Origin of the sequence: Kitasatospora sp. NPDC001603 (genome assembly GCF_040298365.1) — a bacterium.
Lineage (GTDB): Bacteria > Actinomycetota > Actinomycetes > Streptomycetales > Streptomycetaceae > Kitasatospora.
Window position 1 is genome coordinate 87,297 of sequence record NZ_JBEPAA010000020.1, and the last position, 25,689, is coordinate 112,985.

The following is a 25,689-nucleotide window of genomic DNA, read 5'->3' on the forward strand; positions in this document are numbered from 1 at the left end:
CACCCGCCGCCCGGAGGGCTCAGGCGCAGAGCCGGCTGGCGGTGACCGGCGCGAGCCCCGCCCTGGTGAGTCCGTCCAGGATGCCCGGCAGCGCGTCCACCGTGCACTGGTGGCCCATGTGCAGAGCGACCACCGAGCCCCCCTTCACCGAGGCGAGCACCCGGCGCTGGAGTTCCGCGGCGCTCGGATCGCTGTAGTCGCGCGGGTCGACGTCGAAGGAGAGCACGTGCTCGTACCCGACCGCCCGGGCCTGCTCGCGCACCATCGGCGTGGCGTACTGGGCGGCGGACGGCCGGAACCAGCGGCCGATCGAGCCGGTGAGCCGTTGCAGCCGCTCCGCGCACTGGGCGATCTCGGCGCGCGCCTGGTCGGGGCCCATCGCGGAGATGTTCTGGTGGTTCTGGGTGTGGTTGCCCAGCTCGTGGCCGCCGTCCAGGATCCGGCGGGCCATCTGCGGCTGCTGGTCCAGCCAGCTGCCGACGGCCATCACGGTGAGCGCGGCGCCGCGCTGTTCGGCGATCTCCAGCAGGGCGGTGGCGATCCTCGGGTCGCCGCTGCCGTGGAAGGTCAGGGCGACGTTGCGGCCGGTCCGCGGTCCGTACGCGACCTCGACCGGGGTGCCCGGGGCGAGCGGCGTGAGGGTGGGCGGGACCGGCGGCGCCACGGTGGTGGCGGCCGCGGTGGGGGAGGCCGCCCCCTGCGGTCCGGCCGGGGCGGTGGGGTCCGGGGCGGGGGAGGCGGCGCCCTCGCCGGCCGCCCAGGCGGGGTCGACCGCCGCCGGGTCGCCGCCGGCCGGGTCCACGGTGCCGGGGTGGACGGCGAGCGCCCCCGGGTCGGCCCGGCGGGGGGAGGTCCCGGCGCAGGCCGCGAGCAGGCCGCCGACGGCGGTCAGGGCGGCGAACCTGGCGGTGGCGCGCAGGACGGTGCGGCGGTCGGCGGTCATCCGGTCGGCAGTCATCGGCAGCCAGCATAGAGACGGTGAAACCCCGGGGCGATTCGAGCGCGCCGACCCGACCCGCCGGGAGGACGTGCCCGCACCACGGCTGGGGAGCTTCGGAATCCTGAACTCCCGCTGTCTCCACGGCGTGTCGTCGGATACGATCACCGCGCGCCACGTGGTGGGCCCGGCAGGCCGGGCCGCCCGCGCAGCGCGGCGCTCCGGCGCCGTGACGGGCAGGCATTCCGGCAGTGGGCTTGAGGGGGCGGAAAGCAGGATGCACGAGGACACCGCGACGACCGACGTCGGTACGGACTGGGACTGGGTGAAGGCCGAGGACTGGCAGCCGCCGACCGAGCTGGACACCGGCGTTCCGCACACCGCCCGGATGTACGACTACTACCTCGGCGGCAAGGACAACTTCGAGGCGGACCGCAAGGCCGCCGAGGCCGCGATAGCGGCCTACCCCGCGCTGCCGCTGCTGGCCCGCACCAACCGCGAATTCCTCGGCCGCGCCGTCGAGTTCGTGGCCGGCCAGGGCATCCGCCAGTTCGTCGACATCGGTACCGGCATCCCCGCCGTCGGCTCCACCAGCGAGGTGGCCCGCCGGGCCGCCCCGGACGCCCGCGTGGTGTACGTCGACAACGACCCGATCGTGGCCACCCACGCCCGCGCCCTGCTGGCGAGCCACAAGGCCGGCCACACCTCCGTCATCGAGGCCGACCTCCGCGAGCCGGCGACCATCCTCGACCACCCCGGCCTGCGCGCCGCCGTCGACCTGGACCGGCCGGTCGCCCTGATGCTGGTCGCGGTGCTGCACTTCATCCGCGACGAGGACGGCGCCCAGGAGATCGTCCGCACCCTGCGCGACGCGCTCGCGCCCGGCAGCGCGCTGATCCTCTCGCACGGCAGCCCCGACTTCGCCTCCCGGGAGAGCGCGGCCGAGGGCACCCGGATCTACCGGAGCGCCAGCGCGCCGCTGGTGCTGCGTCCGCGCGCCGCCGTCGAGCCCTTCTTCGGCGACTTCGGGTTCGCCGGGCCCGGTCTGGTCCAGCTCCCGCTCTGGCGCGCCGGGGCCGGCCACGTCCCGACCGACGAGCTGCCCGCCGGCTGGCAGGACGTCTCCGCCTACGCGGGTGTCGCCTTCAAGGCCTGAACCACCCGTCGGGGCCCGCGCCGTGCGGCCCCGACCACCGTGCGGGCGGCCGGCCCCGGTGCCCGTGCCGGGCGCCGGGGCCGGCCCGTTCCGGGCCGCGGGCGGCCGCATCGGGTGGCGCACGGCGGGACGCTCCGGTGGAAAATGCCGCGACCGCCCGGCGCGCTCGGTGTTACGTTGCGAATCATGAACCCCCTGAGCGAGAACGAGATCCGCGGCTCCTTCGTCAACTGTTCCAAGGGCGAGGCCCGTCGGCTCAACCTGCCCCGGGGTCTGGCCGAACTCCCGTGGGAGCACCTGGACTTCCTCGGCTGGCGGGACCAGGGCGCGCCCGACCGCGGCTACCTGGTCGCCGAGCACGGCGGCGAGCTGGTCGGCGTCACACTGCGGGTGCCGTCCGTGCGCCGCAGCCTGACCAAGACCAACGTCTGCTCGCTCTGCCTCTCCGCCCACGCGGGCTCGGGCGTGGCGCTGCTGGCCGCCCGCCGGGCCGGCGTCTCCGGCCGCGAGGGCAACACCGTCGGCACCTACATCTGCGCCGACCTGGCCTGTTCGCTCTACCTGCGCGGGCTGAAGAAGTCCGCCCTGGTCAGCCGGCCCGAGGAGTCGCTGTCGCAGGAGGAGCTGGTGGCCCGCACGGTGGCGAACCTGGACGCCTTCCTGGCGAAGGTCCTCACCGACACCCCGGCCTGAGACCGCCGGGCCGGGGGCGGTCCGCCGGCCGTGCCGCGTCCGCTAGCCGTGCCGCAGCTGGTCGAGCTCGCGGCGGTCCCGCTTGGTGGGCCGGCCCGCGCCCCGGTCGCGCTCGCCGGCCGCCGCCAGCAGTTCGCGCGGCGGCCTCGGCGGGCTGTTGTCCACCAGGCACTCGGCCGCGACGACCGCCCCGACCCGCTTGCGGACCAGCCGCTTCACCACGACGATCCGCTCGAAGCCCTCCTGGCGCACGCGCACCTCGTCGCCGGCCTTCAGCGCCTGCGCGGGCTTGACCCGCTCGCCGTTCACCCGGACGTGTCCGGCCCGGCAGGCGGCCGCAGCCAGCGCGCGCGTCTTGGTGAGCCGCACCGACCAGATCCAGCTGTCCACCCGGACGCTTCCCTCGTCTTCGACCATCCTCCGAGCCTACCCACGGCCGGCCCGGCGCCGCGCCGGGGTCTGCGCGGGCTTCCGGGCCGGCGAGGGCGCCGGGGTCAGCCGGGCGGCGACTCCTGGACCGCCCAGCCGTTGCCGTCCGGGTCGTTGAAGAAGACGAACGAGTTCCACGCCCCGCCGCGGCCGTCCACCCGGGCGCCGTCCTCGAAGTGCTGGACCGGGCTCACCTCCACGCCCCGCGCCACCAGCTCGCCGTGCGCCTTGACGATGTCCGGCACCACCAGCTGCAGGCCCTTCACCGAGCCCGGCGGCGCGTCCGTGATCCCGGTGCCCACCACGATCGAACAGCCGGAGCCCGGCGGCGTCAGCTGCACCACCCGGACCCCGTCCCGGATCCGGGTGTCGTGGTCGACGGTGAAACCGGCCTGTTCCTCGTAGAAGGTCTTGGCCCGGGCCACGTCCGACACCGGTACCACCACCACTTCGAGCTTCCAGTCCATGGCCCAATCCCCTTCCGGTCAGGACCTTCCGGTCGGGCCCCTCCAGTATCGGCCGACCGGACGGTCGGCGCCCGGTGGTCGGCTAGCCTGAGATCACGATGAACCGCCTCAGCACGCCCACCGCCGCGACCCCCTTCACCACCCCGTGGGGCACCTTCGACCTCACCCGCTTCCCGGAGGACCCGCGCGAGCGGCTGCGCGCCTGGGACGCCGCCGACGAGTACCTGCTGCGCCATCTCGCCGGGGAGGCGGACAGCGCCCAGGGCGCGGTCACCGAGCTCACCGGCCGCACCGTCGTCGTCCTCGGCGACCGCTGGGGCGCGCTGACCACGGCGCTGACCACCGCGCTGTCCTCGGCGCCGACCACCGCGCCGACCCCCGCCCCGAGTACCGCGCCGGTCCAGATCAGCGACTCCCACCTCGGCCGGCAGGCCACCCTGGCCAACCTCGCCCGGGCCGGCGCCGCCCCCGACGCGGCCCGGCTGCTCACCACCCGCGACACCCCGCCCGGGCGGGTCGACGTCCTGCTGGTCCGCGTCCCCAAGAGCCTCGCGCTGCTGGAGGACCAGCTGCACCGCCTCGCGCCCGCCGTGCACCCCGGCACGGTGGTGATCGGCACCGGCATGGTCACCGAGATCCACACCTCCACCCTCCAGCTCTTCGAGCGGATCCTCGGCCCGACCCGCACCTCGCTCGCGGCCCGCAAGGCCCGGCTGATCTTCTGCACCCCCGGTCCGGCGCTCGACCCCGGCCCCAACCCCTGGCCGCACCGCTACGCGCTGCCCGGCGACATCGGCCCGGCCTCCGGGCGCACGGTGGTCAACCACGCCGGTACCTTCTGCGCCGAGCGGCTCGACATCGGCACCCGCTTCCTGCTCGGTCACCTGCCGGTGGCCGCCCCCGGGGCCCGGGTCGTCGACCTCGGCTGCGGCAACGGCGTGGTCGGCACCGCGGCGGCGCTCGCCAGTCCCGGCGCCGAGCTGGTCTTCGTCGACGAGTCCCACCAGGCCGTCGCCTCGGCCGAGGCGACCTTCCGGGAGAACCTCGGCCCGCGGGCGCCCGCCGAGTTCCTCACCGCCGACGCCCTCGGCACGGACGCCGTCCCGGCCGGCTCGGTCGACCTGGTGCTGAACAACCCGCCGTTCCACTCCCACCAGGCCACCACCGACGCCACCGCCTGGCGGATGTTCACCGGTGCCCGCCGGGCGCTGCGCCCGGGGGGCGAACTCTGGGTGGTCGGCAACCGTCATCTCGGCTACCACGTCAAGCTGCGCCGCCTCTTCGGGAACTGCGAAGTCGTCGCGGGCAACCCGAAGTTCGTGGTGCTGCGGGCCGTCCGCCGGTGACCCGGGCGGGGGCCGGGCCGACGGTGCCGGGAGCGCGCCGCCCGACGATCAACTAAGGGTAACCTAAGCTCATGGCGCCGACGGGTGGCGAGCCGTCCGCGGTGGACGGCGCACCCCGCCGCCCGGGTGTGGAGCGGTCCGCCTGCCGGTCCGTCGTGCACTCCCTTGCATGAATGTTCCGTGATGCGTATATTCATGCTCCGACCAAGGAGGGAACTGCCATGGCATTGCGAGTCGCCGTCGCCGGTGCGAGCGGATACGCGGGCGGCGAGGTGCTGCGCCTGCTGCTCGGCCACCCCGAGGTGGAGATCGGGGCGCTGACCGGCGGATCGAACGCGGGTACCAGGCTCGGCACCCTGCAGCCGCACCTGATCCCGCTCGCCGACCGGATCCTGGAGCCCACCACCCCCGAGGTGCTGGCCGACCATGACGTGGTGTTCCTGGCGCTGCCGCACGGCCAGTCCGCCGCCGTCGCCGAGGCCCTCGGCCAGAACGTCCTGGTCGTCGACTGCGGCGCCGACTTCCGGCTGAAGGCCGCCGCCGACTGGGAGCAGTTCTACGGCTCCGCGCACGCCGGCACCTGGCCCTACGGCCTCCCCGAGCTGCCCGGCCACCGCGCCGCGCTCAAGGGCGGCAACCGCATCGCCGTCCCCGGCTGCTACCCGACCGCCGTCTCGCTGGCGCTCTTCCCGGCGTACGCGGCCGGGCTCGCCGAGCCCGAGGCCGTGATCGTCGCCGCCTCCGGCACCTCGGGCGCCGGCAAGGCCGCCAAGACCCACCTGCTCGGCAGTGAGGTGATGGGCAACGTCAGCGCCTACGGCGTCGGCGGGCAGCACCGGCACACCCCGGAGATGTCGCAGAACCTCACCCCGGTCGCGGGCGAGCCGGTCACCGTCTCCTTCACGCCCACCCTGGTGCCGATGCCGCGCGGCATCCTCGCCACCTGCTCCGCCAAGGCGAAGCCCGGGGTGACCGGCGAGGCCCTGCGCGCCGCCTACACCGAGGCGTTCGCCGACGAGCCCTTCGTCCACCTGCTGGCCGAGGGCCAGTGGCCGCAGACCAGCAGCGTCTACGGCTCCAACGCCGCCCTGGTCCAGGTCGCCCTGGACGAGAGCGCCGGGCGGATCATCGCGATCAGCGCGATCGACAACCTGGTCAAGGGCACCGCCGGCGGCGCGGTGCAGAGCATGAACATCGCCCTCGGCCTGCCCGAGGAGCTCGGCCTTCCCCTGATCGGAGTCGCACCGTGACCAAGAACGTCAACGTCGGCGTGACCGCCGCCAGGGGCTTCCGGGCCGCCGGCGTCACCGCCGGGATCAAGGACTCCGGCACCCCCGACCTCGCCCTCGTCGTCAACGACGGCCCGTCGCTGGCCGCCGCCGGAGTGTTCACCAGCAACCGGGTCAAGGCCGCGCCCGTGCTCTGGTCGGAGCAGGTCCTCAAGGGCGGTCAGGTCTCCGCCGTCGTCCTCAACTCCGGTGGCGCCAACGCCTGCACCGGCCCGCTCGGCTTCCAGGACACCCACGCCACCGCCGAGAAGGCCGCCGAGGAGCTGGGGCTCAACGCCGGCGAGATCGCCGTCGCCTCCACCGGCCTGATCGGCCTGCGCCTGCCGATGGACATCCTGCTGCCCGGTGTCGCCCTCGCCGCCGGGCAGCTCGACGCCGCCGGTGGCGAGGCCGCCGCGATCGCCATCAAGACGACCGACACCGTCCACAAGACCGCCCAGGTGACGAAGGACGGCTGGACGGTCGGCGGCATGGCCAAGGGCGCCGGCATGCTCGCCCCCGGCCTCGCCACCATGCTGGTCGTCCTGACCACCGACGCCGCGCTCGACGCCGCCGCCCTGGACGTCTCGCTGCGCGCCGCCACCCGCACCACCTTCGACCGGATCGACTCCGACGGGTGCATGTCGACCAACGACACGGTGCTGCTGCTCGCCTCCGGCGCCTCCGGCATCACCCCGGAGCAGGCCGGGTTCGACGAGGCCGTCCGCACCGTCTGCGCCGACCTCGCGCGGCAGCTGATCGGTGACGCCGAGGGCGCGAGCAAGGACATCCGGATCGACGTCACCGCCGCCGCCACCGAGGCGGAGGCCGTCGGCGTCGCCCGGGTCATCAGCCGCAACAACCTGCTCAAGTGCGCCCTCCACGGCGAGGACCCGAACTGGGGCCGGGTGCTGGCCGCGATCGGCACCACCGACGCCGCCTTCGACCCGGACCGCCTCGACGTCGCCATCAACGGCGTCTGGGTCTGCCGGGACGGCAGCGTCGGGGAGGACCGCGACCTCGTCGACATGACCGGCCGGGAGATCGTCATCACCGCCCGCCTGAACGCCGGCGAGGCCGCCGCGACGGTGTGGACCAATGACCTCACCGCCGACTACGTGCACGAGAACAGCGCCTACTCCACCTGACAGCCGCTGACAGCCGCCACAGCCGCACCTGCCGACCGAGCCGGGGACCACACACGTGCAGATCGCACCCAAGGGCGAACAGGCCCGCAACAACACCGCGTTGCCCAAGGCCATGACGCTGATCGAGGCGCTGCCCTGGCTGGAGCGCTTCCACGGCAAGACCGTCGTCGTGAAGTTCGGCGGCAACGCCATGGTGGACGAGAGCCTCAAGGCGGCCTTCGCCCAGGACGTCGTCTTCCTGCGCTACGCCGGTCTGCACCCCGTCGTGGTCCACGGCGGCGGCCCGCAGATCAGCGCCCAGCTCGACAAGCTCGGCCTGGAGTCCTCGTTCACCAACGGCCTGCGGGTCACCACCCCCGAGACCATGGACGTGGTCCGGATGGTGCTGGCCGGCCAGGTCCAGCGCGAACTGGTCGGGCTGCTCAACGGCCACGGCCCGTTCGCGGTCGGCATGACCGGCGAGGACGCCCACACCATGACCGCCGTCAAGCGGTACGCGGTGGTCGACGGCGAGCAGGTCGACATCGGCCTGGTCGGCGACATCGTCAACATCGAGGCCGGCGCGGTGAAGGCGCTGATCGCCGACGGCCGGATCCCGGTGATCTCCTCGATCGCCCGGGGCACCGACGGGCACGTCTACAACATCAACGCCGACACCGCCGCCTCCGCCCTCGCGGTGGCGCTCGGCGCCGAGATGCTCGTCGTCCTCACCGACGTCGAGGGCCTGTACGCCGACTGGCCGCACTCCGACGACGTGATCAGCCAGCTCAGCGCGACCGAGCTGGAGGAGCTGCTGCCCGAGCTGGCCAGCGGCATGCTCCCCAAGATGGAGGGCTGCCTGCGGGCCGTCCGATCCGGCGTGGGCACCGCCCGCGTCCTGGACGGCCGGGTGCAGCACAGCCTGTTGCTGGAGATCTTCACCGACGAGGGCATCGGCACGATGGTCGTGCCGGACGACGAAGCGACCGTGACCGGGGGACTGGCATGACGACCGACGCACAGCACAGCGGCAGCGCGCAGCCGACCGGCAACGAGCGGCTCACCGACCGCTGGCAGCACGCCTTCACCGACAACTACGGCACCCCGCGGATCCCGCTGGTCCGCGGCGAGGGCGCCAAGCTGTGGGACGCCGACGGCAAGGAGTACACCGACCTGCTCGGCGGCATCGCCGTCAACGCCCTCGGCACCGGCCACCCGGCGGTCGTCGAGGCCGTCACCCGGCAGATCTCCACCCTCGGCCACGTCTCCAACCTCTTCATGGCCGAGCCGACCATCGCGCTGGCCGAGCGGCTGCTGACCCTCTCGGGCCGGGACGGCCGGGTGTTCTTCTGCAACTCCGGCGCCGAGGCCAACGAGGCCGCGTTCAAGATCAGCCGCCGGACCGGCCGCACCCATGTGGTCGCCCTCCAGGGCGGCTTCCACGGCCGGACCATGGGCGCCCTCGCGCTCACCGGCCAGCCCGCCAAGCAGGAGCCGTTCCTGCCGCTGCCCGGCGAGGTCACCCACGTCCCCTTCGGCGACGTCGAGGCGCTGCGCGCGGCCGTGACCGCGGAGACCGCGGCCGTCTTCCTGGAGCCGATCCAGGGCGAGAACGGCGCGATCCCGCTGCCCGACGGCTACCTGCGGGCCGCCCGCGAGATCACCCGGGCCACCGGCACCCTGCTCGTCCTGGACGAGATCCAGACCGGCATCGGCCGCACCGGGTACTGGTTCGCCCACCAGGCCGTCGAGGGCGTCGAGCCGGACGTGGTCACCCTCGCCAAGGCACTCGGCGGCGGGCTGCCGATCGGCGCCGTGCTCGCGTTCGGGGAGGCCGCCGAGCTGCTCACCCCGGGCCAGCACGGCACCACCTTCGGCGGCAATCCGGTGGTCGCGGCGGCGGCTCTCGCGGTGCTCGACACCATCGAGTCCGAGGGCCTGCTGGAGCACGTCCGCAAGATCGGCGAGCGGCTGCGGCACGGGGTCGAGGCGATCGGCGACCCGCTGGTCTCGCACGTGCGCGGGGCCGGCCTGCTGCTCGGCATCGTGCTGACCGCGCCGGTGGCCGCGAAGGTCCAGGCCGCCGCCCAGGAGGCCGGCTTCCTGGTCAACGCCGCCGTCCCGGACGCCGTCCGGCTCGCGCCGCCGCTGGTGCTCACCGAGCAGGACGCGGACGCCTTCCTGGCCGCGCTGCCGGAGATCCTCCGGACGGTGCGGGAGAACGCCCCGGCCGATGCGAGCCGAGCGTAGTCCGGGAGAATAATCACATGACCGTTCCCCACGCCGACCAGCCCGCCGCCGGTCCGACGCCGCAGGTCCCGCAGACCCGCACCGCGCGCCACCGGCGAATCGTGGACCTGCTCACCCGCCAGCCCGTGCGCTCGCAGAGCCAGCTCGCCAAGCTGCTCGCCGACGACGGACTGGTGGTCACCCAGGCCACCCTCTCCCGGGACCTGGACGAGCTGGGAGCGGTGAAGATCCGCAACCGGGACGGCGCGCTCATCTACGCCGTCCCGGCCGAGGGCGGCGACCGCACGCCGCGCGCACCGATGGGGGAGTCGGCCAGCGAGGGCCGGATGGCCCGGCTGGCCGGCGAGCTCATGGTCTCCGCCACCGCCTCCGGCAACCTCGTCGTCCTGCGGACCCCGCCGGGCGCGGCCCAGTTCCTGGCCTCCTCGATCGACCAGGCCGAGGTCTTCGAGATCATCGGCACCATCGCCGGGGACGACACCGTCCTGCTGATCAGCCGCGATCCCTCCGGCGGCCAGGCGCTCGCCGACCACCTGATGCAGCTCGCCCAGGCCAAGGCCCAGTAGCCACCGGCCGGGCCCGGCCGACCCGGGCCCGCCCGTTCCGCCCGCCCGACGCACCGCCCCGTGACCCCGGTTCGCCCGTTCCTCGGCAGGGGTTTTGAAATCCATACGGTGTAGTGCATACTTATGCCTATCGCCGTAAGCCTGTTCGCACTGTTGTGAAGGAGAAAGCCGTGACCGAGCGCGTCGTACTCGCCTACTCGGGCGGTCTGGACACGTCCGTCTGCATCGGCTGGATCGCCGAGGAGACGGGCGCCGAGGTCATCGCCGTCGCCGTCGACGTCGGCCAGGGCGGCGAGGACCTGGAGGTCATCCGCCAGCGGGCGCTGGACTGCGGCGCCGTCGAGGCCGAGGTCGCGGACGCCCGCGACGAGTTCGCCGACGAGTACTGCCTCCCGGCCATCAAGGCCAACGCCCTGTACCAGGGCCAGTACCCGCTGGTCTCGGCCCTCTCCCGGCCGGCCATCGTCAAGCACCTGGTCGCCGCCGCGCAGAAGCACGGCGCCACCACCGTCGCCCACGGCTGCACCGGCAAGGGCAACGACCAGGTCCGCTTCGAGGTCGGCATCCAGTCGCTGGCCCCCCAGCTGAAGTGCATCGCCCCGGTCCGCGACTACGCGATGACCCGGGACAAGGCGATCGCCTTCGCCGAGGCCAAGGGCCTGCCGATCGCCACCACCAAGAAGTCCCCGTACTCGATCGACCAGAACGTCTTCGGTCGCGCCGTCGAGACCGGCTTCCTGGAGGACATCTGGAACGCCCCGATCGAGGACGTCTACGAGTACACCCAGAACCCGGCCACCCCGCGCGAGGCCGACCAGGTGGTCATCACCTTCGACGCCGGCGTCCCGGTCGCCATCGACGGCCGCAAGGTGACCGTCCTGCAGGCCATCGAGGAGCTCAACAAGCGGGCCGGGGCCCAGGGCATCGGCCGGCTCGACATGGTCGAGGACCGGCTGGTCGGCATCAAGTCCCGGGAGATCTACGAGGCCCCCGGCGCGATCGCCCTGATCACCGCCCACCAGGCCCTGGAGAACGTCACCGTCGAGCGCGAACTCGCCCGCTACAAGCGGCAGGTGGAGCAGCGCTGGGCCGAGCTGGTCTACGACGGCCTCTGGTTCTCCCCGCTGAAGCGGGCGCTGGACGGCTTCGTCAACGAGGCCAACCAGCACGTCACCGGCGAGATCCGGATGGTGCTGCACGCCGGCCGGGCCGTCGTCGACGGCCGCAAGTCCGACCAGTCGCTGTACGACTTCAACCTCGCCACCTACGACACCGGCGACACCTTCGACCAGTCGATGTCCAAGGGCTTCATCGAGATCTTCGGGATGTCCTCGAAGATCGCCGCCCGCCGCGACCTCGGCTGAGCCGACCGCCCGGTCGTCCGACCACCTGCCGGGCCCCGGCCGCGCCCCCTCGCGGCCGGGGCCGCCCCCGACCCGCCACCTTGTAAGGAGCCCAGCGATGCCTGCCGACCAGACCGCCGCCAGTAACTCTCCTGAGCTGCGCCTCTGGGGCGCGCGCTTCGCCGACGGCCCGTCCGAGGCGCTCGCCAGGCTCTCCGCCTCGGTGCACTTCGACTGGCGCCTCGCGCCGTACGACATCGCCGGCTCGAAGGCCCACGCCCGCGTCCTGCACAAGGCAGGGCTGCTCAGCGCCGAGGAGCTCGACGCCATGCTCGCCGGGCTGGACCAGCTGCTCGCCGACGTCGAGGCCGGCACCTTCACCGGCACCGTCGCCGACGAGGACGTCCACACCGCGCTGGAGCGCGGCCTGCTGGAGCGGCTCGGCGCCGACCTGGGCGGCAAGCTGCGGGCCGGCCGCTCGCGCAACGACCAGATCGCCACGCTGTTCCGGATGTACCTGCGCGACCACGCCCGGATCATCGGCGGGCTGATCCTCGACCTCCAGCACGCCCTGGTCGGCCTGGCCGAGGAGCACCCGCACACCGCCATGCCGGGGCGCACCCACCTCCAGCACGCGCAGCCGGTGCTCTTCGCCCACCACGTCCTCGCGCACGTGCACGCCCTCGGCCGGGACGCCGAGCGGCTGCGCCAGTGGGACGTGCGCACCGCCGTGTCCCCGTACGGCTCCGGTGCGCTGGCCGGTTCCTCGCTCGGCCTCGACCCGCAGGCGGTCGCCGCCGACCTCGGCTTCGAGCGGGGCTCGGTCGGCAACTCCATCGACGGGACGGCCTCGCGCGACTTCGTCGCCGAGTTCGCCTTCGTCACCGCGATGATCGGGATCAACCTCTCCCGGATCGCGGAGGAGGTGATCATCTGGAACACCAAGGAGTTCGGCTTCATCACCCTGCACGACGCCTTCTCCACCGGCTCCTCGATCATGCCGCAGAAGAAGAACCCGGACATCGCCGAGCTGGCCCGCGGCAAGTCCGGCCGGCTGATCGGCAACCTGACCGGCCTGCTGGCGACGCTGAAGGCGCTGCCGCTCGCCTACAACCGGGACCTCCAGGAGGACAAGGAGCCGGTCTTCGACTCCTGCGACACGCTGGAGGTGCTGCTGCCGGCCTTCACCGGCATGATGGCCACCCTCACCGTGCACCGGGACCGGCTGGAGGAGCTCGCCCCGGCGGGCTTCTCGCTCGCCACCGACATCGCCGAGTGGCTGGTCAGGCAGGGCGTGCCGTTCCGGGTCGCGCACGAGGTCGCCGGTGCCTGCGTCAAGGTCTGCGAGCAGCAGGGCATCGAGCTCTCCGACCTGACGGACGAGCAGTTCGCGCGGATCTCCGAGCACCTGACGCCCGACGTCCGCTCGGTGCTCAGCGTCCACGGCGCGATCGCCTCGCGCAACGGCCGCGGCGGCACGGCCCCCTCGGCGGTGGCCGTCCAGCTCGCCGAGGTGAAGGACGACCTGGCGCTCCAGGAGGAGTGGGTCCAGGGCTGACACCCCCGAAGCGGTACCCCTCGAAGGGGGCGTGGCGGATCGAGCGCCGCGCCCCCTTCGGGTGCTCACGCCCGGTCGGCCGTAACCGGCCCGGCCCGGAGCAGGTCATGCACGGTATGTGCACCATCCTTCCCGTCGTCCCGTCCGCCGAGGACGAGGTCCTCGCCGCGCTGCGGCGCCGCGCCGTCCGGGCGGCGGTGGCCGCCCTGCCGGGCCGCTGCCCGCAGCTCGTCGCCGCCCTCGCCGAGGACCCGCCGCCGACCTACCGCGAGCTCTCCGCGCGGCTCGGCATGCCGCGCGGCTCGATCGGCCCCACCCGGTCCCGCTGCCTCGCCTGCCTGCGGGCCGTTCTGCACGCCGAGCGCTTCCCGTAGCCGGCCCGGGCCCGCGGCCGTCGCCCCGGGCGGTGCGACGTGACCCTCGCCACGTCGTACGGCCGGAGGGTTGAGAGCAGCTGACGCGCGGGTAGAGCGCTGGCGAACGCGGCTCTTGACGGCGGCGCGATCACTCGGATACTGAGCGTGAGCGCGTCGCCGTCGCCGTGGCCCCACCGGGCCGCCCGACGGGCGCGTTCGTGCGCCACCCCCGGCCAGGACCGATCCCCGGCCGGGACATCTCCGGCAGGGCATCCGGTGCGACACCCTCACTCTGCGCGCCGGGCACGACGATGGGGAGGCCCCAGCACATGGGCATGAGCGTGATCATCTCGGTGGCGGACACCGAGGACGCGGAGCAGATCCTCAAGCTGCAGTACCTCGGCTACCAGAGCGAGGCCGAGCTGTACGGCGACTGGAGCCTGGAGCCGCTGACGCAGACCCTGGAGAGCCTGCGCGAGGAGCTCACCGAGCAGTACGTCCTGGTCGCCCGGCTCGGTGACGAGGTGGTCGGCACCGTCCGCGGCCGGATCGGCCCCGACGGCATCGGCCGGATAGGGCGCCTGGTCGTCCACCCCCGGATGCAGCGCCACGGCCTCGGCGGCCGCCTGCTGGAGGCCCTGGAGCGCCGCCTCGCCGCCGACGGCCGCCCGGTGACGGCGTACCGCCTGTTCACCGGCCACCGCAGCCTGGGCAACCTGCGCCTCTACACCCGTCAGGGCTACCGCCAGACCGCCGTCGAGCAGGTCGACGGCGGGCCGGGCCTGGTCCACCTGGAGAAGCCCGCGGTGGCGCCGCTCGCCGCGACCGCCTGAGCCCCGCGCCGTCGCCGTTACCCGGCGCCGCCATCATCCGGACGATCCGGGGGCGGCGCCGAGGTGCATCGCAGCAGCTCACAGGGGTGGCTGTCCGTATTGCGGACAGCGAATCCGAATAGTTGGGACGAAACCGAACCTTCTGATTTACTGGCTCACATGACTGCGACGACGAAATGGACCCCCACCGGCACCCTGCCGGCAGGTGAGCGCGCCATGTGTCGTCGAATGTGTCACCGCTGAGGGCCACCGTCCCCTCCCCGGCCGTCGGCCGGGGCCCTCCCCCTCGCGCCCCGAAGCGAGGCCCGGCCTGCTCCCGTCAGTGCGAGCACGCCCCAGCCTGTGGAGCCCCACCCGCTCCGTCCGCCTGCCCGGCCACGGGCCGGCGGTCGTCCCTGATGACTCGTTAGGGCCACGCCGTCGCGCGGCCCGGCCGCCCAGCGGCGACGATCAAGGGGTGGCAGGTCCGGATCCCCCCGGTGCGACGCCGTCCGTCCCGCCGACCGCAACCCGGTCCGGCGGCTCCACGCCGTCCGCCCCCGACCCACGGAAGCAGCTGTGATCACCACCACGGACCTCACCAAGGTCTACCGCTCCCGCGGCCGCGAGGTGACCGCCCTCGCCGGCGTCGACCTGCACGTGCGCCCCGGCGAGGTCTACGGAGTCGTCGGCACCAGCGGCGCCGGCAAGTCCACCCTCATCCGCTGCGTCAACATGCTGGAGCGCCCCAGCTCCGGCACCGTCACCGTGGACGGCGTCGAGCTCACCGCGCTCGCCGGCGGTGAGAACCGGGCCGGCAAGGAGCTGCGCGAGGCACGCCGCCGGATCGGCATGGTCTTCCAGCACTTCAACCTGCTCGCCTCCCGCACCGTGCAGCAGAACGTCGAGCTCCCGCTGGAGATCGTCGGCCTGGACCGCACCGAGCGCCGCCGCAAGGCCGCCGAACTGCTCGACCTGGTCGGCCTCGGCGACAAGGCCCGCAGCTACCCCGGCCAGCTCTCCGGCGGCCAGAAGCAGCGCGTCGGCATCGCCCGCGCCCTCGCCGGCGACCCCAAGGTGCTCCTCTCCGACGAGGCCACCTCGGCCCTCGACCCGGAGACCACCCGCTCGATCCTCAAGCTGCTGCGCGACCTCAACCAGCAGCTCGGCCTGACCGTCCTGCTGATCACCCACGAGATGGACGTCATCAAGTCCGTCTGCGACTCCGCCGCCCTGATGCGCGGCGGCCGGGTGGTCGAGTCCGGCGAGCTCACCGACCTGCTGGCCAAGCCCGGCTCGGAACTCGCCCGCGAGCTCTTCCCGCTCAGTGAGTTCGGCACCGGCCACCCCGGCCGCACCGTGCTGGAGATCACCTTCCAGGGCGACAGCTCCGCCCAGCCCTTCGTCTCCCAGCTCGCCCGCACCTACCAGATCGACATCAACATCCTCGGCGCCGCCGTCGAGACCATCGCCGGCCGCATGGTCGGCCGGATGCGGGTCGAACTCCCCGGCGGCCACCAGGACAACGTGGTGCCGATCGGGTTCCTGCGCGAGCAGGGCCTGCAGGTGGACGTGCTCGACACGACCGGCATCGACAAGGCGAGCGGAGCGGTGGCATGACCTGGGACCAGATGCAGGAACTGATGTGGCCCGCCACCTGGGAGACCCTCCAGATGGTCGGCGTCGCCACCGCCGGCACCGTCCTGCTCGGCCTGCCGCTCGGCGTCCTGCTGGTGCTCACCGACAAGGGCGGGCTGCTGCAGAACCGGCCGGTCAACAAGGTGCTCGGCGCGATCGTGAACATCGTCCGCTCGGTGCCGTTCATCATCCTGATGATCGCCCTGATCTCCTTCACCCGCTGGCTGGTCGGCACCTCCATCGGCTGGGAGGCCGCGACCGTGCCGCTCACCATCGGCGCGATCCCCTTCTTCGCCCGGCTGGTCGAGACCTCCCTGCGCGAGGTCGACCGCGGCCTGGTCGAGGCCCTGCAGGCCATGGGCGCCTCCACCTGGACCATCGTCCGCAAGGCGCTGCTCCCGGAGTCGCTGCCCGGCCTGACCGCCTCCGTCACCACCACGGTCATCACGCTGATCAGCTACTCCGCGATGGCCGGCGTGGTCGGCGGCGGGGGCCTCGGCACCCTCGCCATCAACTACGGCTACTTCCGCTTCGAGACCGCCTTCATGTGGATCATCGTCGCGGAGCTGGTGATCATCGTGACCCTGGTGCAGCTGCTCGGCGACTGGGCCGTGGGCCGGCTCGCCAACCGCGGGCGCACCGGCGGCCGGACCCGTCTGCTCCGCCCGCGCGGCACGACCCCGGCCGCCCCCGACGAGGACCTCGTCGCCCTCTAGACCTCCCGGCGTCCGATTCCGGACCCGGCTCCCCGTATCACGCAGAAAGGCACTTTTCGTGCGCAACGCCCTGAAGTTCACCAGCGTCCTCGCCACGGCCGGCATCGCCCTCTCGCTGGCGGCCTGCGGAAGCTCCGGCTCGTCCGGCTCCTCCGACCCCAACGCCCCGCTCACCGTGGTCGCCAGCCCCACCCCGCACGGGCAGGTCCTGAAGTTCGTCAAGGACAACCTCGCGGACAAGGCCGGCCTCAAGCTCACCATCAAGGAGGTCACCGACTACGTGACCCCCAACACCGCGGTGCAGGACGGCTCGGCCGACGCGAACTACTTCCAGCACGTGCCGTACCTGGAGGACTTCAACAAGAAGCACGGCACCCAGATCGTCTCCGTCGAGCCGGTCCACCTGGAGCCGCTGGGCGTGTACTCGAAGAAGGTCAAGGCGATCGGCGACCTCAAGGACGGCGCCACCGTCGGCCTGCCCAACGACGCCACCAACGAGGGCCGCGCGCTCAAGCTGCTCGCCGACAACAACGTGATCACCCTCAAGGCCGGCGTCGGCACCGCCGCGACCCCGCAGGACATCACCGGCAACCCGAAGAACCTCAAGTGGAAGGAGCTGGAGGCCGCCCAGCTGCCCCGCTCCATCGACGACCTCGACGCCGCCGTGATCAACGGCAACTACGCCCTCGACGCCGGCCTCAAGCCCGCCGGCGACTCGCTGCTGCTGGAGAAGGCCGAGGGCAACCCCTACGCCAACATCCTCGCGGTCAAGCAGGGCAAGGAGAACGACCCCCGGGTCAAGAAGCTCGCCGAGCTGCTCCACTCCGCCGAGGTCAAGAAGTACATCGACGACACCTTCAAGGGTTCCGTCATCCCGGCGTTCTGACCGGCGGACCCACCCGCACCGCCGAACCGCACGTCCACGACCGGGCCCCCGCCGCACCTCGGCGGGGGCCCGGTCGGGCAGTATGCACCAGTGACGCCCTGACAGACCGCGTTCTGACGTACCGTCGTGCGGTCCGCGCACCGCGCGACATCCGGGGTACCGGTGAGGCGTACGGTGTGTCCACGACCGGCGAGGAGAGACGGCATGGCAGCGAGCTTCCCCGAGACCGCCATCAGCACCGAGCGGCTGCTGCTGCGCCCCCTTGCGGAGAACGACGCCCCCGGCCTCGCCGCGATGACGGCCGACGAACTCGTCCTCGCCTGGACCGACCTCCCGTACCCCTTCACCGAGGCCTACGCCGCCGAACTCGCCCGCACCCTCGCCCCCGCCCACCGGGCGGCCGGCCGCGGCATCGTCTTCGCCGTCACCGAACACCTCACCCAGCGCCTGGTCGGCCTGGTCGAGCTGCGCAACACCGACTGGCGGCTGCGCTCCACCGAGATCGCCTACGTCACCGCCCCCTGGGCGCGCGGCGAGGGCTACGCGCCCGAGGCCGTCCTGGGCACCGCCCAGTGGCTGTTCGAGGACCGCGGCTTCCTGCGCCTGGAGATGCGCACCGCCGCCGGCAACACCGCCGCCCAGCAGGTCGCCCAGAAGGTCGGTGCCATCAGCGAGGGCGTGCTGCGCAGCGCCTGGATAGTGCGCGGCGAACCGGCCGAGTCCGTCGGAGCCGGTACGCACACCGCGGAGGTGCCGTCCGGCCACCGGAGCGCGGCCGAGAGCCGCAGCGACCTCATCCTGTGGAGCCTGCTCCCCGAGGACATGGAGAACCCGGCGGAGCCGGAGAGCGCCTGGCACGACGACCACCGCTACGTCCTGCGCGACTGACCCGCCGTCGTCCGGGCCCGGGCGGGCCGCACGGTGACCAGCCGGCGCACGGTGACCGGTGGGCCGCACGGTGACCGGCGGGGGAGCGGCGGCCGACGAACGGCGGACATGTGTGCGAGAAGTCGGCGCCGAGGGGAACGCACCCGGTAGCCTCTCCCACGGCGCCGTAAGCGGGCGCGGCATGTCGGCGCACCGAGGCGAGGGAGAACTGCCGCAGATGGCTGACCGGATCACGGTCATCGGGTGGGACGGCACCCCGCTGACCGAGGCCGCCGGCGCGGCACTCGCCGCGGCCACCCTGGTGGCCGGCGCCCCCTACCAGCTCAACGCCCTCCCGGTGCCCCCGAGCGCGGAGCGGCTCGTGCTCGGCAACGTCGGGCTCGCGGCCCGCCGGATCGCCGAACACCGCGGCGCCGCCGTGGTGGTGGCCGAGGGCGACCCGGGCTTCTTCGGCGTCGTGCGCACCCTGCGCCGCCCCGAGTACGGCCTCGAACTCGAAGTCCTGCCCGCCGTCTCCTCGGTCGCCGTCGCCTTCGCCCGGGCCGGCATGCCCTGGGAGGACGCCCAGGTGGTCAGCGCCCACGGCGGACGGCTGCGCCGGGCCGCCAACATCTGCCGGGCCAACGCCAAGGTCGCCGTGCTCACCGCACCCGGCGCCGGACCGAGCGAACTCGCCCTGATGCTGCGCGGGGTGCACCGCACCTTCGTGGTCTGCGAGGCCCTCGGCACCCCCGAGGAGGACGTCACCGTCCTCACCTCCGACCGGGTCGCCGACCACATCTGGCGCGACCCCAACGTGGTGCTGGTCATCGGCGGCAACGGCGGCGGTCCGCAGGCGGCCGCGGTGGGCGAGGCGGCCGGCTGGCTGGCCGGCCGCCCGGTCGGCTACCCCGGCCCGGACCGCGGCTGGGCGCTCCCCGGCGACGCCTACACGGGCGCCGGGCGCGCGGAGGACGCGCCCGGCGCGCCGGAGGCGCTGCCCGCGCACGCGCGCGCCCTCGTACTGGCCCGTCTGGGTGTCCGTCCGGGGGACTTGGTCTGGTCGGTCGGCGCGGGCAGCGGCGCCCTCGCCGTGGAGGCCGCCCGGTTCGGCGCGGCCGTCGTCGCGGTCGAGGCCTCCCGCTCCGCCTGCGCCCGGCTGACGGTCAACGCCCGCCGCTTCGGCGTCGAGGTGGAGACCGTCCACGGCTCCGGCCCGGAGGTGCTCGGCGGCCTGCCGGAGCCCGACGCGGCCGTCGTCGAGGCCGGCGGCATCGAGGTGGTGCGCGCCGTCCTGGCCCGCCGGCCCGAGCGCTTCGCGGCGGTGGCCCGCACCCTCGCCGAGGCCGAGGAGATCCGCCGCGCCGTCACCGGGGCTGGCTACCGCGCCGACGGCGCGTTGCTCCAGTCCGCGCCGCTGCACCCGGTCGGGGCGGACGGCGGCCTGGGGCTCGCGGCGGGCGAGCCCGGCGTGCTCCTGCTCTGGGGTGAGCAGATCGTGTGAAGACCGGGTGCCGTCGCCCGGCCGCCCCGGTGGCGATTGCGGGGTCCGGCGGTGATCCAGGTCGCATCCGGACACCGATTCGAGAGGTGACGGCGCCGGGCCGGTAGTGTGGCGTCCGGGACGGCTGCGGCGTCCGGGGGCCCGCCCGATCCGGTCGGTTTGTCGCCTTTTTGACGCGGTGCAACCCGGAACGGCTCGGAGTGTGGGCAATTCGACGGGCCGCGTGCCGGACCTGGAGAATGCCGTAGGGTCCGGTGCGGTCGTTGCCGGTCGCCCCGCCTTGTCGTTGTCTCAGATGGCGCGCCTCCCCACCCGGGTGGTGCGCGGGCCGGGGTGCCGCAGCGCGCCGGAAGGAATTCGGCCGCAGCGCCTCGGCGCGGCGGCCGCATGTGGTTGAGGGGCGGGTCCGGTTCCAGGGCCCGGCCCGTGCGGATGGGCGCTGCGGTCGGTGATCGCGTCGCCAAGGGCGCGGCAGCGGCCTGGAAGGAGCTTTGACATGACCGATGGCGGCCACGTTCCGAACGAGGGACTGCCGGAGCACCTGCTCGCCGGGCCCGACCCTCTCGGCGGCCCGGAGGGCGTCTCCACTGTCGCGCCGGGGCAGGGCGTCGCACCGGACGGCGGCCTGATCCCGAACCCGGCGGCGCCGGGGAACGGCCTGCCCGGAGCGGTGGGCCAGGGCATCGGCATGTTTCCCGCGCAGGGCCCCGGCGGTCAGCCGCAGCCGCTCGGCGTGCCCGGCTACGGCGTCCAGGCGCCCGGCGAGGGCTGGGGGGTCGACCAGGGCGCCCCGCGCCCCGCGTTCCACTTCCTGGACCAGCCGGACCAGCCGGACCCCCTCGACGACGAGGACGACGTCCTGCTGATGCCCGGTCCGCAGGGTTCCTGGGGCGAGCCGCTGGCGGCCGGTCCCGGTGAGCAGAGCGCCGAGCAGCAGGCCGTTCCCGGTACGCCGGTCGAGCCGTCCTGGCCGCCGCTGGAGCCGCCGGTCCTCGGCGCGGCCGACCCGGCCGCCCAGCAGGTCCAGCCGGTGCCGCTCCAGGCCGCGGTGCCGCAGCAGGTCCAGCCGCCGCTCCAGGCGCAGGGCCAGGACCAGCTGACGACGGCTCAGCAGCCCCGCCGCCCGCTGCACGCCGGGCCCCCGATCCCGGACCCCTCGCTGATGACCGGCCAGGTCCCGGTGCGCTCGCTCGCCGACCGCGGCCCGTCGCAGGGCGGCACGCCCGCGCACGGCATCCCGGTCTTCGCCGGGCAGCCGGAGCCGCAGGCCGCCGCGCCCGTGCAGGCCCCGCCGGCGCAGCAGCCGGTGGCCCCGGTCCAGCCGCCGCAGGCCGTGCCGCCGGTCCAGGAGGCCCCGCAGGCCCCGCAGTACGCCGAACCGGCCGCGCAGCCGGTGGACGCGGTGGAGGTGGCCGCTCCGGTCGCCGACGCCGGGCTGACCGCCGAGGCGCCCGTCGCGGCGCCGGCCGCCGACGCCGTAGTGGAGCCCGCGGCCGTCGTGGAGCAGGTCCCGGTGCAGGTGCCGGTCGCCGAGCAGACCGAAGCCCTGCCCGCCGAGGCCGTGGCCGCCGAGCCGGTCGCCGTCGATCAGGTCGCTGCCGCCGAGCCCGCTGTCGCCGAGCCCGCTGTCGCCGAGCCCGTGGCCGCCGAGGCGCAGGCGCCCGACGCCGCCCAGGCCGCGCCGCAGCAGCCGGCCGCCCAGGCCGGTCAGCCCCGCCGGATCTCCGCCTTCCTCGCCGCACCGACCCCGCACGGCCTCCCGCAGGTCGAGGGCACCGAGCCGGTCCAGGCCGTCGCGGAGGGCGAGGGCCGGCACGCCGTCCCCATAGCGGTCGCCGAGCAGGCCCAGGCGCCCGCCGCCGAGCCGGTGCCGGACACCGCCCCGGAGCAGCCCGCCGCCGAGCCGGTCGCCGTTGAGCAGCCTGCTGTCGAGCAGCCCGCCGTCGAGCAGGCGCCGGCCCCCCAGGAGCCGGACGCCGTCGAGCAGGCGTCGGTCGTCACCGAGGGCCAGGCCCCTGCCGAAGGCGAGAGCCCGGCCGAGGCCGCCGCCGAGGAGTCCGCCGAGACCGCCGTCGGCACCGGCGAGATGCCGTCCGGCCAGGCCGTCGCCGTCGCCGTCGCGGAGCCCGAGCAGCCGCAGGAGGCCCCGGCGGAGGCCGAGGCCGCCGCCCCGGCTCCGGGCCCGGAGGGGGCTGTCGCCGAGGCTGCGGCCGTGGGGGAGCCGGTGGAGCCCGAGACGGCCCCCGAGGCAACCGCAGAGGCCCCAGAGGCCCCAGAGACCCCTGCGGAGCAGCCGGCCGCCGAGACCGAGCCCGAGGCCGCCGGGGCCGACGCCGCCGCCCCCGACGCGGAGGCCGGAAGCACCGAGGCCGCGGAGCCCGCCGAGGCGGCCGACCCCGCCGAAGCCGCCGAGCCCGAAGCCGCCGAGCTCGTCACCGCCGAGCCCGTCGCCGAGGAGCCCGCGGAGGAGCCCGCCGAGCCGCGTGGCCCCGCCGCCCCCGGCTACGACGATGCCGGCCGCGAGGCCGTCCACCAGGTGATCCGCGAGCGCCGCGACATCCGCAACGGCTTCCGCCCGGACCAGATTCCGCACGAGGTGCTGATCCGCGTCCTGGAGGCCGCCCACACCGCGCCCAGCGTCGGCTACTCCCAGCCCTGGGACTTCGTCGTGATCCGCTCGGCCAAGACCCGTCGCAAGATGCACGAACTGGCCGAGCGCCAGCGCGAGGCCTACGCGGACTCGCTCCCCAAGGGCCGGGCCAAGCAGTTCAAGGAAATCAAGATCGAGGCGATCCTCGAGACGCCCGTCAACATCGTGGTCACCGCCGACCGCACCCGCGGCGGCCGCCACACCCTCGGCCGGCACACCCAGCCCCAGATGGCCCCCTACTCGGCCGCCCTGGCCGTCGAGAACCTCTGGCTGGCCGCCCGCGCCGAAGGCCTCGGCGTCGGCTGGGTGAGCTTCTTCGACGAGGAGGAGATGGTCCGCGAGCTCGGCCTGCCCGAGCACCTGGAGGTCGTCGCCTACCTCTGCGTCGGCTACGTCGACGCCTTCCCGGACGAGCCGGAGCTCCAGCAGCAGGGCTGGGCCAAGAAGCGCCCGCTCTCCTGGGTCGTCCACGAGGAGCAGTACGGCAACCGCGCGCTGCCCGGCGAGGAGCCGCACAGCCTGCTCTCCGAGACCCTGCGCGGCATCCGCCCGCTCGATGCCAAGGCCCTCGGCGAGGCCTGGGACCGCCAGAAGCGGATGACCAAGCCGGCCGGCTCGCTCGGCATGCTGGAGATCATCTCCGCTCAGCTGTCCGGGCTGTCCCGCAAGTGCCCGCCGCCGATCCCGGAGCCCGCCTGCGTGGCGATCTTCGCGGGCGACCACGGTGTCCACGCCCAGGGCGTCAGCCCCTGGCCGCAGGAGGTCACCGCCCAGATGGTCGGCAACTTCCTGGCCGGCGGCGCGGTGATCAACGCCTTCGCCAAGCAGATCGGCACCGAGGTCTGCGTGGTCGACGTCGGCGTCGCCGCCGAGCTCCCCGACGCCATCCAGCAGGGCCGGACCACCGGCCTGCTGCCGCGCAAGGTCAGGCCCGGCACCGGGGACATGACCCAGGGCCCGGCGATGACCCGGGACGAGGCCCTCAAGGCCGTCGAGATCGGCATCGAGACCGCCCGCGACCTCGTCGCCGCCGGCAACAAGGCCCTGGTCACCGGTGACATGGGCATCGCCAACACCACCGCCTCCGCCGCCCTGATCTCGGTCTTCACCGGGCTGGACCCGGCCGAGGTCACCGGCCGCGGCACCGGCATCGACGACGCGACGCACGCCCGCAAGGTCGAGGTCGTCCGCGCCGCGCTCGCCCTGCACCAGCCGGACCCGGCCGACCCGATCGGCGTCCTCGCCGCCGTCGGCGGTCTGGAGCACGCGGCCATCGCCGGCTTCCTGCTCGGCGCCGCCTCGCTGCGCACCCCGGTCATCCTGGACGGCGTCATCGCCGGCTCGGCCGCGCTGGCCGCCAAGGCGATCGCGCCCGAGGTGCTCGCCGCCTGCATCGCCGGCCACCGTTCGGCGGAGCCCGGCCACCAGGCCGCGCTGGCCAAGCTCGGCCTGCGTCCGCTGATCGACCTCGACCTGCGGCTCGGCGAAGGCACCGGCGCCCTGCTGGCCCTGCCGCTGGTGCAGAGTGCGGCCCGGGCGATGCACGATGTAGCCACGTTCGACTCCGCCGGGGTCACCGAGAAGGCCTGACGACCGTCCGCACCGCTCCGTGAACCGGCCCGAGGGCGCGCCGGCGCGCGGAGCGGTGCCGCGCCGTACCCCCACCGCACCCTCACGTTGATTCAGGAGCCCTGCCCATGACCGCGCCCCACCCGCACCCCGGCACCGAGGGCCGGACCCCGTACCCGGTGGGCCTGCTGCTCGCCGGCCGCCGCGTCGTCGTGGTCGGCGGCGGCCACGTGGCCCAGCGCCGGCTCCCCGCGCTGATCGCCACCGGTGCGGACCTGCACCTGATATCGCCGACCACCACGCCCGCCGTCCAGGCGATGGCCGACGCCGGGGAGTTCACCTGGCACGAGCGCCGCTACCGGGACGGCGACCTGGCCGACAGCTGGTACGCGCTGGTCGCCACCGACGACCCGGCGGTCAACGCCGCGGTCAGCGCCGAGGCGGAGCGCGAGCGGGTGTTCTGCGCCCGCAGCGACGACGCGGCCGCCGCCACCGCCTGGACCCCGGCCAGCGGCCGCGACGCGGGCGCCACCGTCGCCGTCCTCACCGGTGACCCGAGGCACTCCGCCGCCCTGCGCGACGCCATCGTGGACGGCCTGCGGGACGGCTCGCTGGCCGCCCGCCAGTACCGCTCGCACGGGGTCGGGGGCGCCGCCGGGCGGCCGGGCACGGGGAGCGTCGCCCTGGTCGGCGGCGGTCCTGGTGACCCGGACCTGATCACCGTGCGCGGGCGCCGGCTGCTCGCCGACGCCGACGTGGTGGTCGCGGACCGGCTCGCCCCGCGCGAGCTGCTCGCCGAGCTGCCCGAGCACGTCGAGGTGATCGACGCGTCCAAGATCCCGTACGGCCGGTTCATGGCCCAGGAGGCGATCAACCGGACGCTCATCGAGCACGCCAAGGCCGGCAAGTTCGTCGTCCGGCTCAAGGGCGGCGACCCGTACGTGTTCGGGCGCGGCGGCGAGGAGCTGCTGGCCTGCGCGGAGGCCGGGCTGCCGGTCACCGTGGTGCCGGGCATCTCCAGCTCGATCAGCGTGCCGGCCTCGGCCGGCGTGCCGGTGACCCACCGCGGGATGACGCACGAGTTCACCGTGATCTCGGGGCACGTCGGCCCGGCCGACGAGCGCTCGCTGACCAACTGGGAGGCCGTCGCGCGGATGACCGGCACCCTGGTGCTGCTGATGGCCGTCGACAAGATCGGCGCGATCGCCGACAAGCTGATCGAGTGCGGCCGCCCGGCCGACACCCCGGTGGCGGTCGTCCAGGAGGGCACCACCTCGGCCCAGCGCCGGGTGGACGCCACCCTCGCCACGGTCGCGGCCACCGTCGAGGCGGAGCGGATCAAGCCCCCCGCCGTGATCGTCATCGGTGACGTGGTCAACGTCCTGGCCCCCGCCGTGCACGCCTGACCAACCCGTGCGCGTCTGATCAGCCGTGCCCGCCTGATCGACCGAGGAGTGGGGGGGGGGGGCGGGCCCCCCCCCCCCCCCCCCCCCCCCCCCCGCCCCCCGCCCCCCCCCCCCCGCGGGGGGGGGGGGGAAAACAAGGCCGCCG

At 74.3% G+C, this 25,689-nt stretch carries 22 protein-coding genes; 19 read left to right on the top strand and 3 right to left on the bottom strand.

Translation table 11 applies throughout. The annotated features are described in order from the left end of the window. Positions 1-19 precede the first annotated feature (19 nt). Positions 20-958 carry a polysaccharide deacetylase family protein gene (locus ABT263_RS15605; protein WP_352290988.1) on the bottom strand — a complete coding sequence of 313 codons (939 nt, stop codon included), beginning with the start codon at positions 956-958 and terminating at the stop codon, positions 20-22. Positions 959-1,214: 256 nt separating this feature from the next. Between ABT263_RS15605 and ABT263_RS15610 the strand changes: the two genes are divergently transcribed. Next, a complete protein-coding gene (locus ABT263_RS15610) occupies positions 1,215-2,093 on the top strand; it encodes an SAM-dependent methyltransferase (RefSeq protein WP_329486868.1) in 879 nt (292 codons plus the stop codon). 186 nt (positions 2,094-2,279) lie between these two features. Beyond that, on the top strand, positions 2,280-2,786 hold the full coding sequence (locus ABT263_RS15615; RefSeq protein ID WP_329486867.1) for an FBP domain-containing protein: 507 nt from the start codon (positions 2,280-2,282) through the stop codon (positions 2,784-2,786). A gap of 42 nt (positions 2,787-2,828) precedes the next feature. On the opposite strand, the gene ABT263_RS15620 is transcribed toward ABT263_RS15615, so the two are convergent. Both ABT263_RS15620 and ABT263_RS15625 read right to left on the bottom strand, forming a co-directional pair. Further along, positions 2,829-3,203 carry an RNA-binding S4 domain-containing protein gene (locus ABT263_RS15620; RefSeq protein ID WP_329486866.1) on the bottom strand — a complete coding sequence of 125 codons (375 nt, stop codon included), beginning with the start codon at positions 3,201-3,203 and terminating at the stop codon, positions 2,829-2,831. A 77-nt stretch (positions 3,204-3,280) separates the two neighbouring features. Further along, positions 3,281-3,682 (bottom strand): VOC family protein, encoded by a 402-nt coding sequence (locus ABT263_RS15625; RefSeq protein ID WP_352290989.1) that lies wholly within the window; start codon positions 3,680-3,682, stop codon positions 3,281-3,283. Between the two features lie 98 nt (positions 3,683-3,780). On the opposite strand from ABT263_RS15625, the gene ABT263_RS15630 reads away from it, so the two are divergent. The 17 genes from ABT263_RS15630 to cobA all read left to right on the top strand — a co-directional run bounded on the left by ABT263_RS15630 (position 3,781) and on the right by cobA (position 25,544). Further along, positions 3,781-5,028 (top strand): methyltransferase, encoded by a 1,248-nt coding sequence (locus tag ABT263_RS15630; RefSeq protein WP_352290990.1) that lies wholly within the window; start codon positions 3,781-3,783, stop codon positions 5,026-5,028. Positions 5,029-5,249: 221 nt separating this feature from the next. Further along, positions 5,250-6,278 (top strand): N-acetyl-gamma-glutamyl-phosphate reductase, encoded by a 1,029-nt coding sequence (gene argC / locus ABT263_RS15635; protein WP_329486863.1) that lies wholly within the window; start codon positions 5,250-5,252, stop codon positions 6,276-6,278. After that, a complete protein-coding gene (argJ, locus tag ABT263_RS15640; RefSeq protein ID WP_352290991.1) occupies positions 6,275-7,444 on the top strand; it encodes a bifunctional glutamate N-acetyltransferase/amino-acid acetyltransferase ArgJ in 1,170 nt (389 codons plus the stop codon). The genes argC and argJ overlap by 4 nt, the downstream gene beginning before the upstream one ends. A 112-nt stretch (positions 7,445-7,556) precedes the next feature. Continuing rightward, entirely contained in the window at positions 7,557-8,432 is an 876-nt protein-coding gene (gene argB, locus ABT263_RS15645; protein ID WP_329492049.1) for an acetylglutamate kinase, read from the top strand. Beyond that, on the top strand, positions 8,429-9,673 hold the full coding sequence (locus ABT263_RS15650) for an acetylornithine transaminase (protein ID WP_352290992.1): 1,245 nt from the start codon (positions 8,429-8,431) through the stop codon (positions 9,671-9,673). The genes argB and ABT263_RS15650 overlap by 4 nt, the downstream gene beginning before the upstream one ends. 17 nt (positions 9,674-9,690) lie before the next feature. After that, complete coding sequence (locus ABT263_RS15655) at positions 9,691-10,239, top strand: arginine repressor (RefSeq protein WP_329486860.1); 549 nt, start codon at positions 9,691-9,693, stop codon at positions 10,237-10,239. Positions 10,240-10,409: 170 nt separating this feature from the next. Continuing rightward, positions 10,410-11,603, top strand: coding sequence for an argininosuccinate synthase (locus ABT263_RS15660; RefSeq protein WP_329486859.1), 1,194 nt, complete (start codon positions 10,410-10,412; stop codon positions 11,601-11,603). A 97-nt stretch (positions 11,604-11,700) separates the two neighbouring features. Continuing rightward, on the top strand, positions 11,701-13,140 hold the full coding sequence (gene argH / locus ABT263_RS15665; RefSeq protein WP_352290993.1) for an argininosuccinate lyase: 1,440 nt from the start codon (positions 11,701-11,703) through the stop codon (positions 13,138-13,140). Positions 13,141-13,256: 116 nt separating this feature from the next. Next, complete coding sequence (locus ABT263_RS15670) at positions 13,257-13,514, top strand: hypothetical protein (protein WP_352290994.1); 258 nt, start codon at positions 13,257-13,259, stop codon at positions 13,512-13,514. A 311-nt stretch (positions 13,515-13,825) separates the two neighbouring features. Further along, positions 13,826-14,329: a GNAT family N-acetyltransferase gene (locus ABT263_RS15675; RefSeq protein ID WP_329486856.1), complete on the top strand. Its 504-nt coding sequence runs from the start codon at positions 13,826-13,828 to the stop codon at positions 14,327-14,329. Between the two features lie 558 nt (positions 14,330-14,887). Continuing rightward, positions 14,888-15,928: a methionine ABC transporter ATP-binding protein gene (locus ABT263_RS15680; RefSeq protein ID WP_329486855.1), complete on the top strand. Its 1,041-nt coding sequence runs from the start codon at positions 14,888-14,890 to the stop codon at positions 15,926-15,928. Continuing rightward, on the top strand, positions 15,925-16,662 hold the full coding sequence (locus tag ABT263_RS15685; RefSeq protein ID WP_329486854.1) for a methionine ABC transporter permease: 738 nt from the start codon (positions 15,925-15,927) through the stop codon (positions 16,660-16,662). The genes ABT263_RS15680 and ABT263_RS15685 overlap by 4 nt, the downstream gene beginning before the upstream one ends. Positions 16,663-16,720: 58 nt before the next feature. Next, the gene (locus ABT263_RS15690; RefSeq protein ID WP_352290995.1) at positions 16,721-17,548 is read left to right on the top strand and encodes a MetQ/NlpA family ABC transporter substrate-binding protein; all 828 of its coding nucleotides are present in this window, start codon (positions 16,721-16,723) and stop codon (positions 17,546-17,548) included. A gap of 204 nt (positions 17,549-17,752) precedes the next feature. After that, a complete protein-coding gene (locus ABT263_RS15695; RefSeq protein WP_329486852.1) occupies positions 17,753-18,436 on the top strand; it encodes a GNAT family N-acetyltransferase in 684 nt (227 codons plus the stop codon). 217 nt (positions 18,437-18,653) lie between these two features. Continuing rightward, the gene (gene cbiE / locus ABT263_RS15700; RefSeq protein ID WP_352290996.1) at positions 18,654-19,919 is read left to right on the top strand and encodes a precorrin-6y C5,15-methyltransferase (decarboxylating) subunit CbiE; all 1,266 of its coding nucleotides are present in this window, start codon (positions 18,654-18,656) and stop codon (positions 19,917-19,919) included. A gap of 496 nt (positions 19,920-20,415) precedes the next feature. After that, a complete protein-coding gene (cobT, locus tag ABT263_RS15705) occupies positions 20,416-24,159 on the top strand; it encodes a nicotinate-nucleotide--dimethylbenzimidazole phosphoribosyltransferase (RefSeq protein ID WP_352290997.1) in 3,744 nt (1,247 codons plus the stop codon). Positions 24,160-24,266: 107 nt separating this feature from the next. Then, positions 24,267-25,544: a uroporphyrinogen-III C-methyltransferase gene (gene cobA, locus ABT263_RS15710; RefSeq protein ID WP_352290998.1), complete on the top strand. Its 1,278-nt coding sequence runs from the start codon at positions 24,267-24,269 to the stop codon at positions 25,542-25,544. The last annotated feature ends 145 nt before the right edge of the window (positions 25,545-25,689 follow it).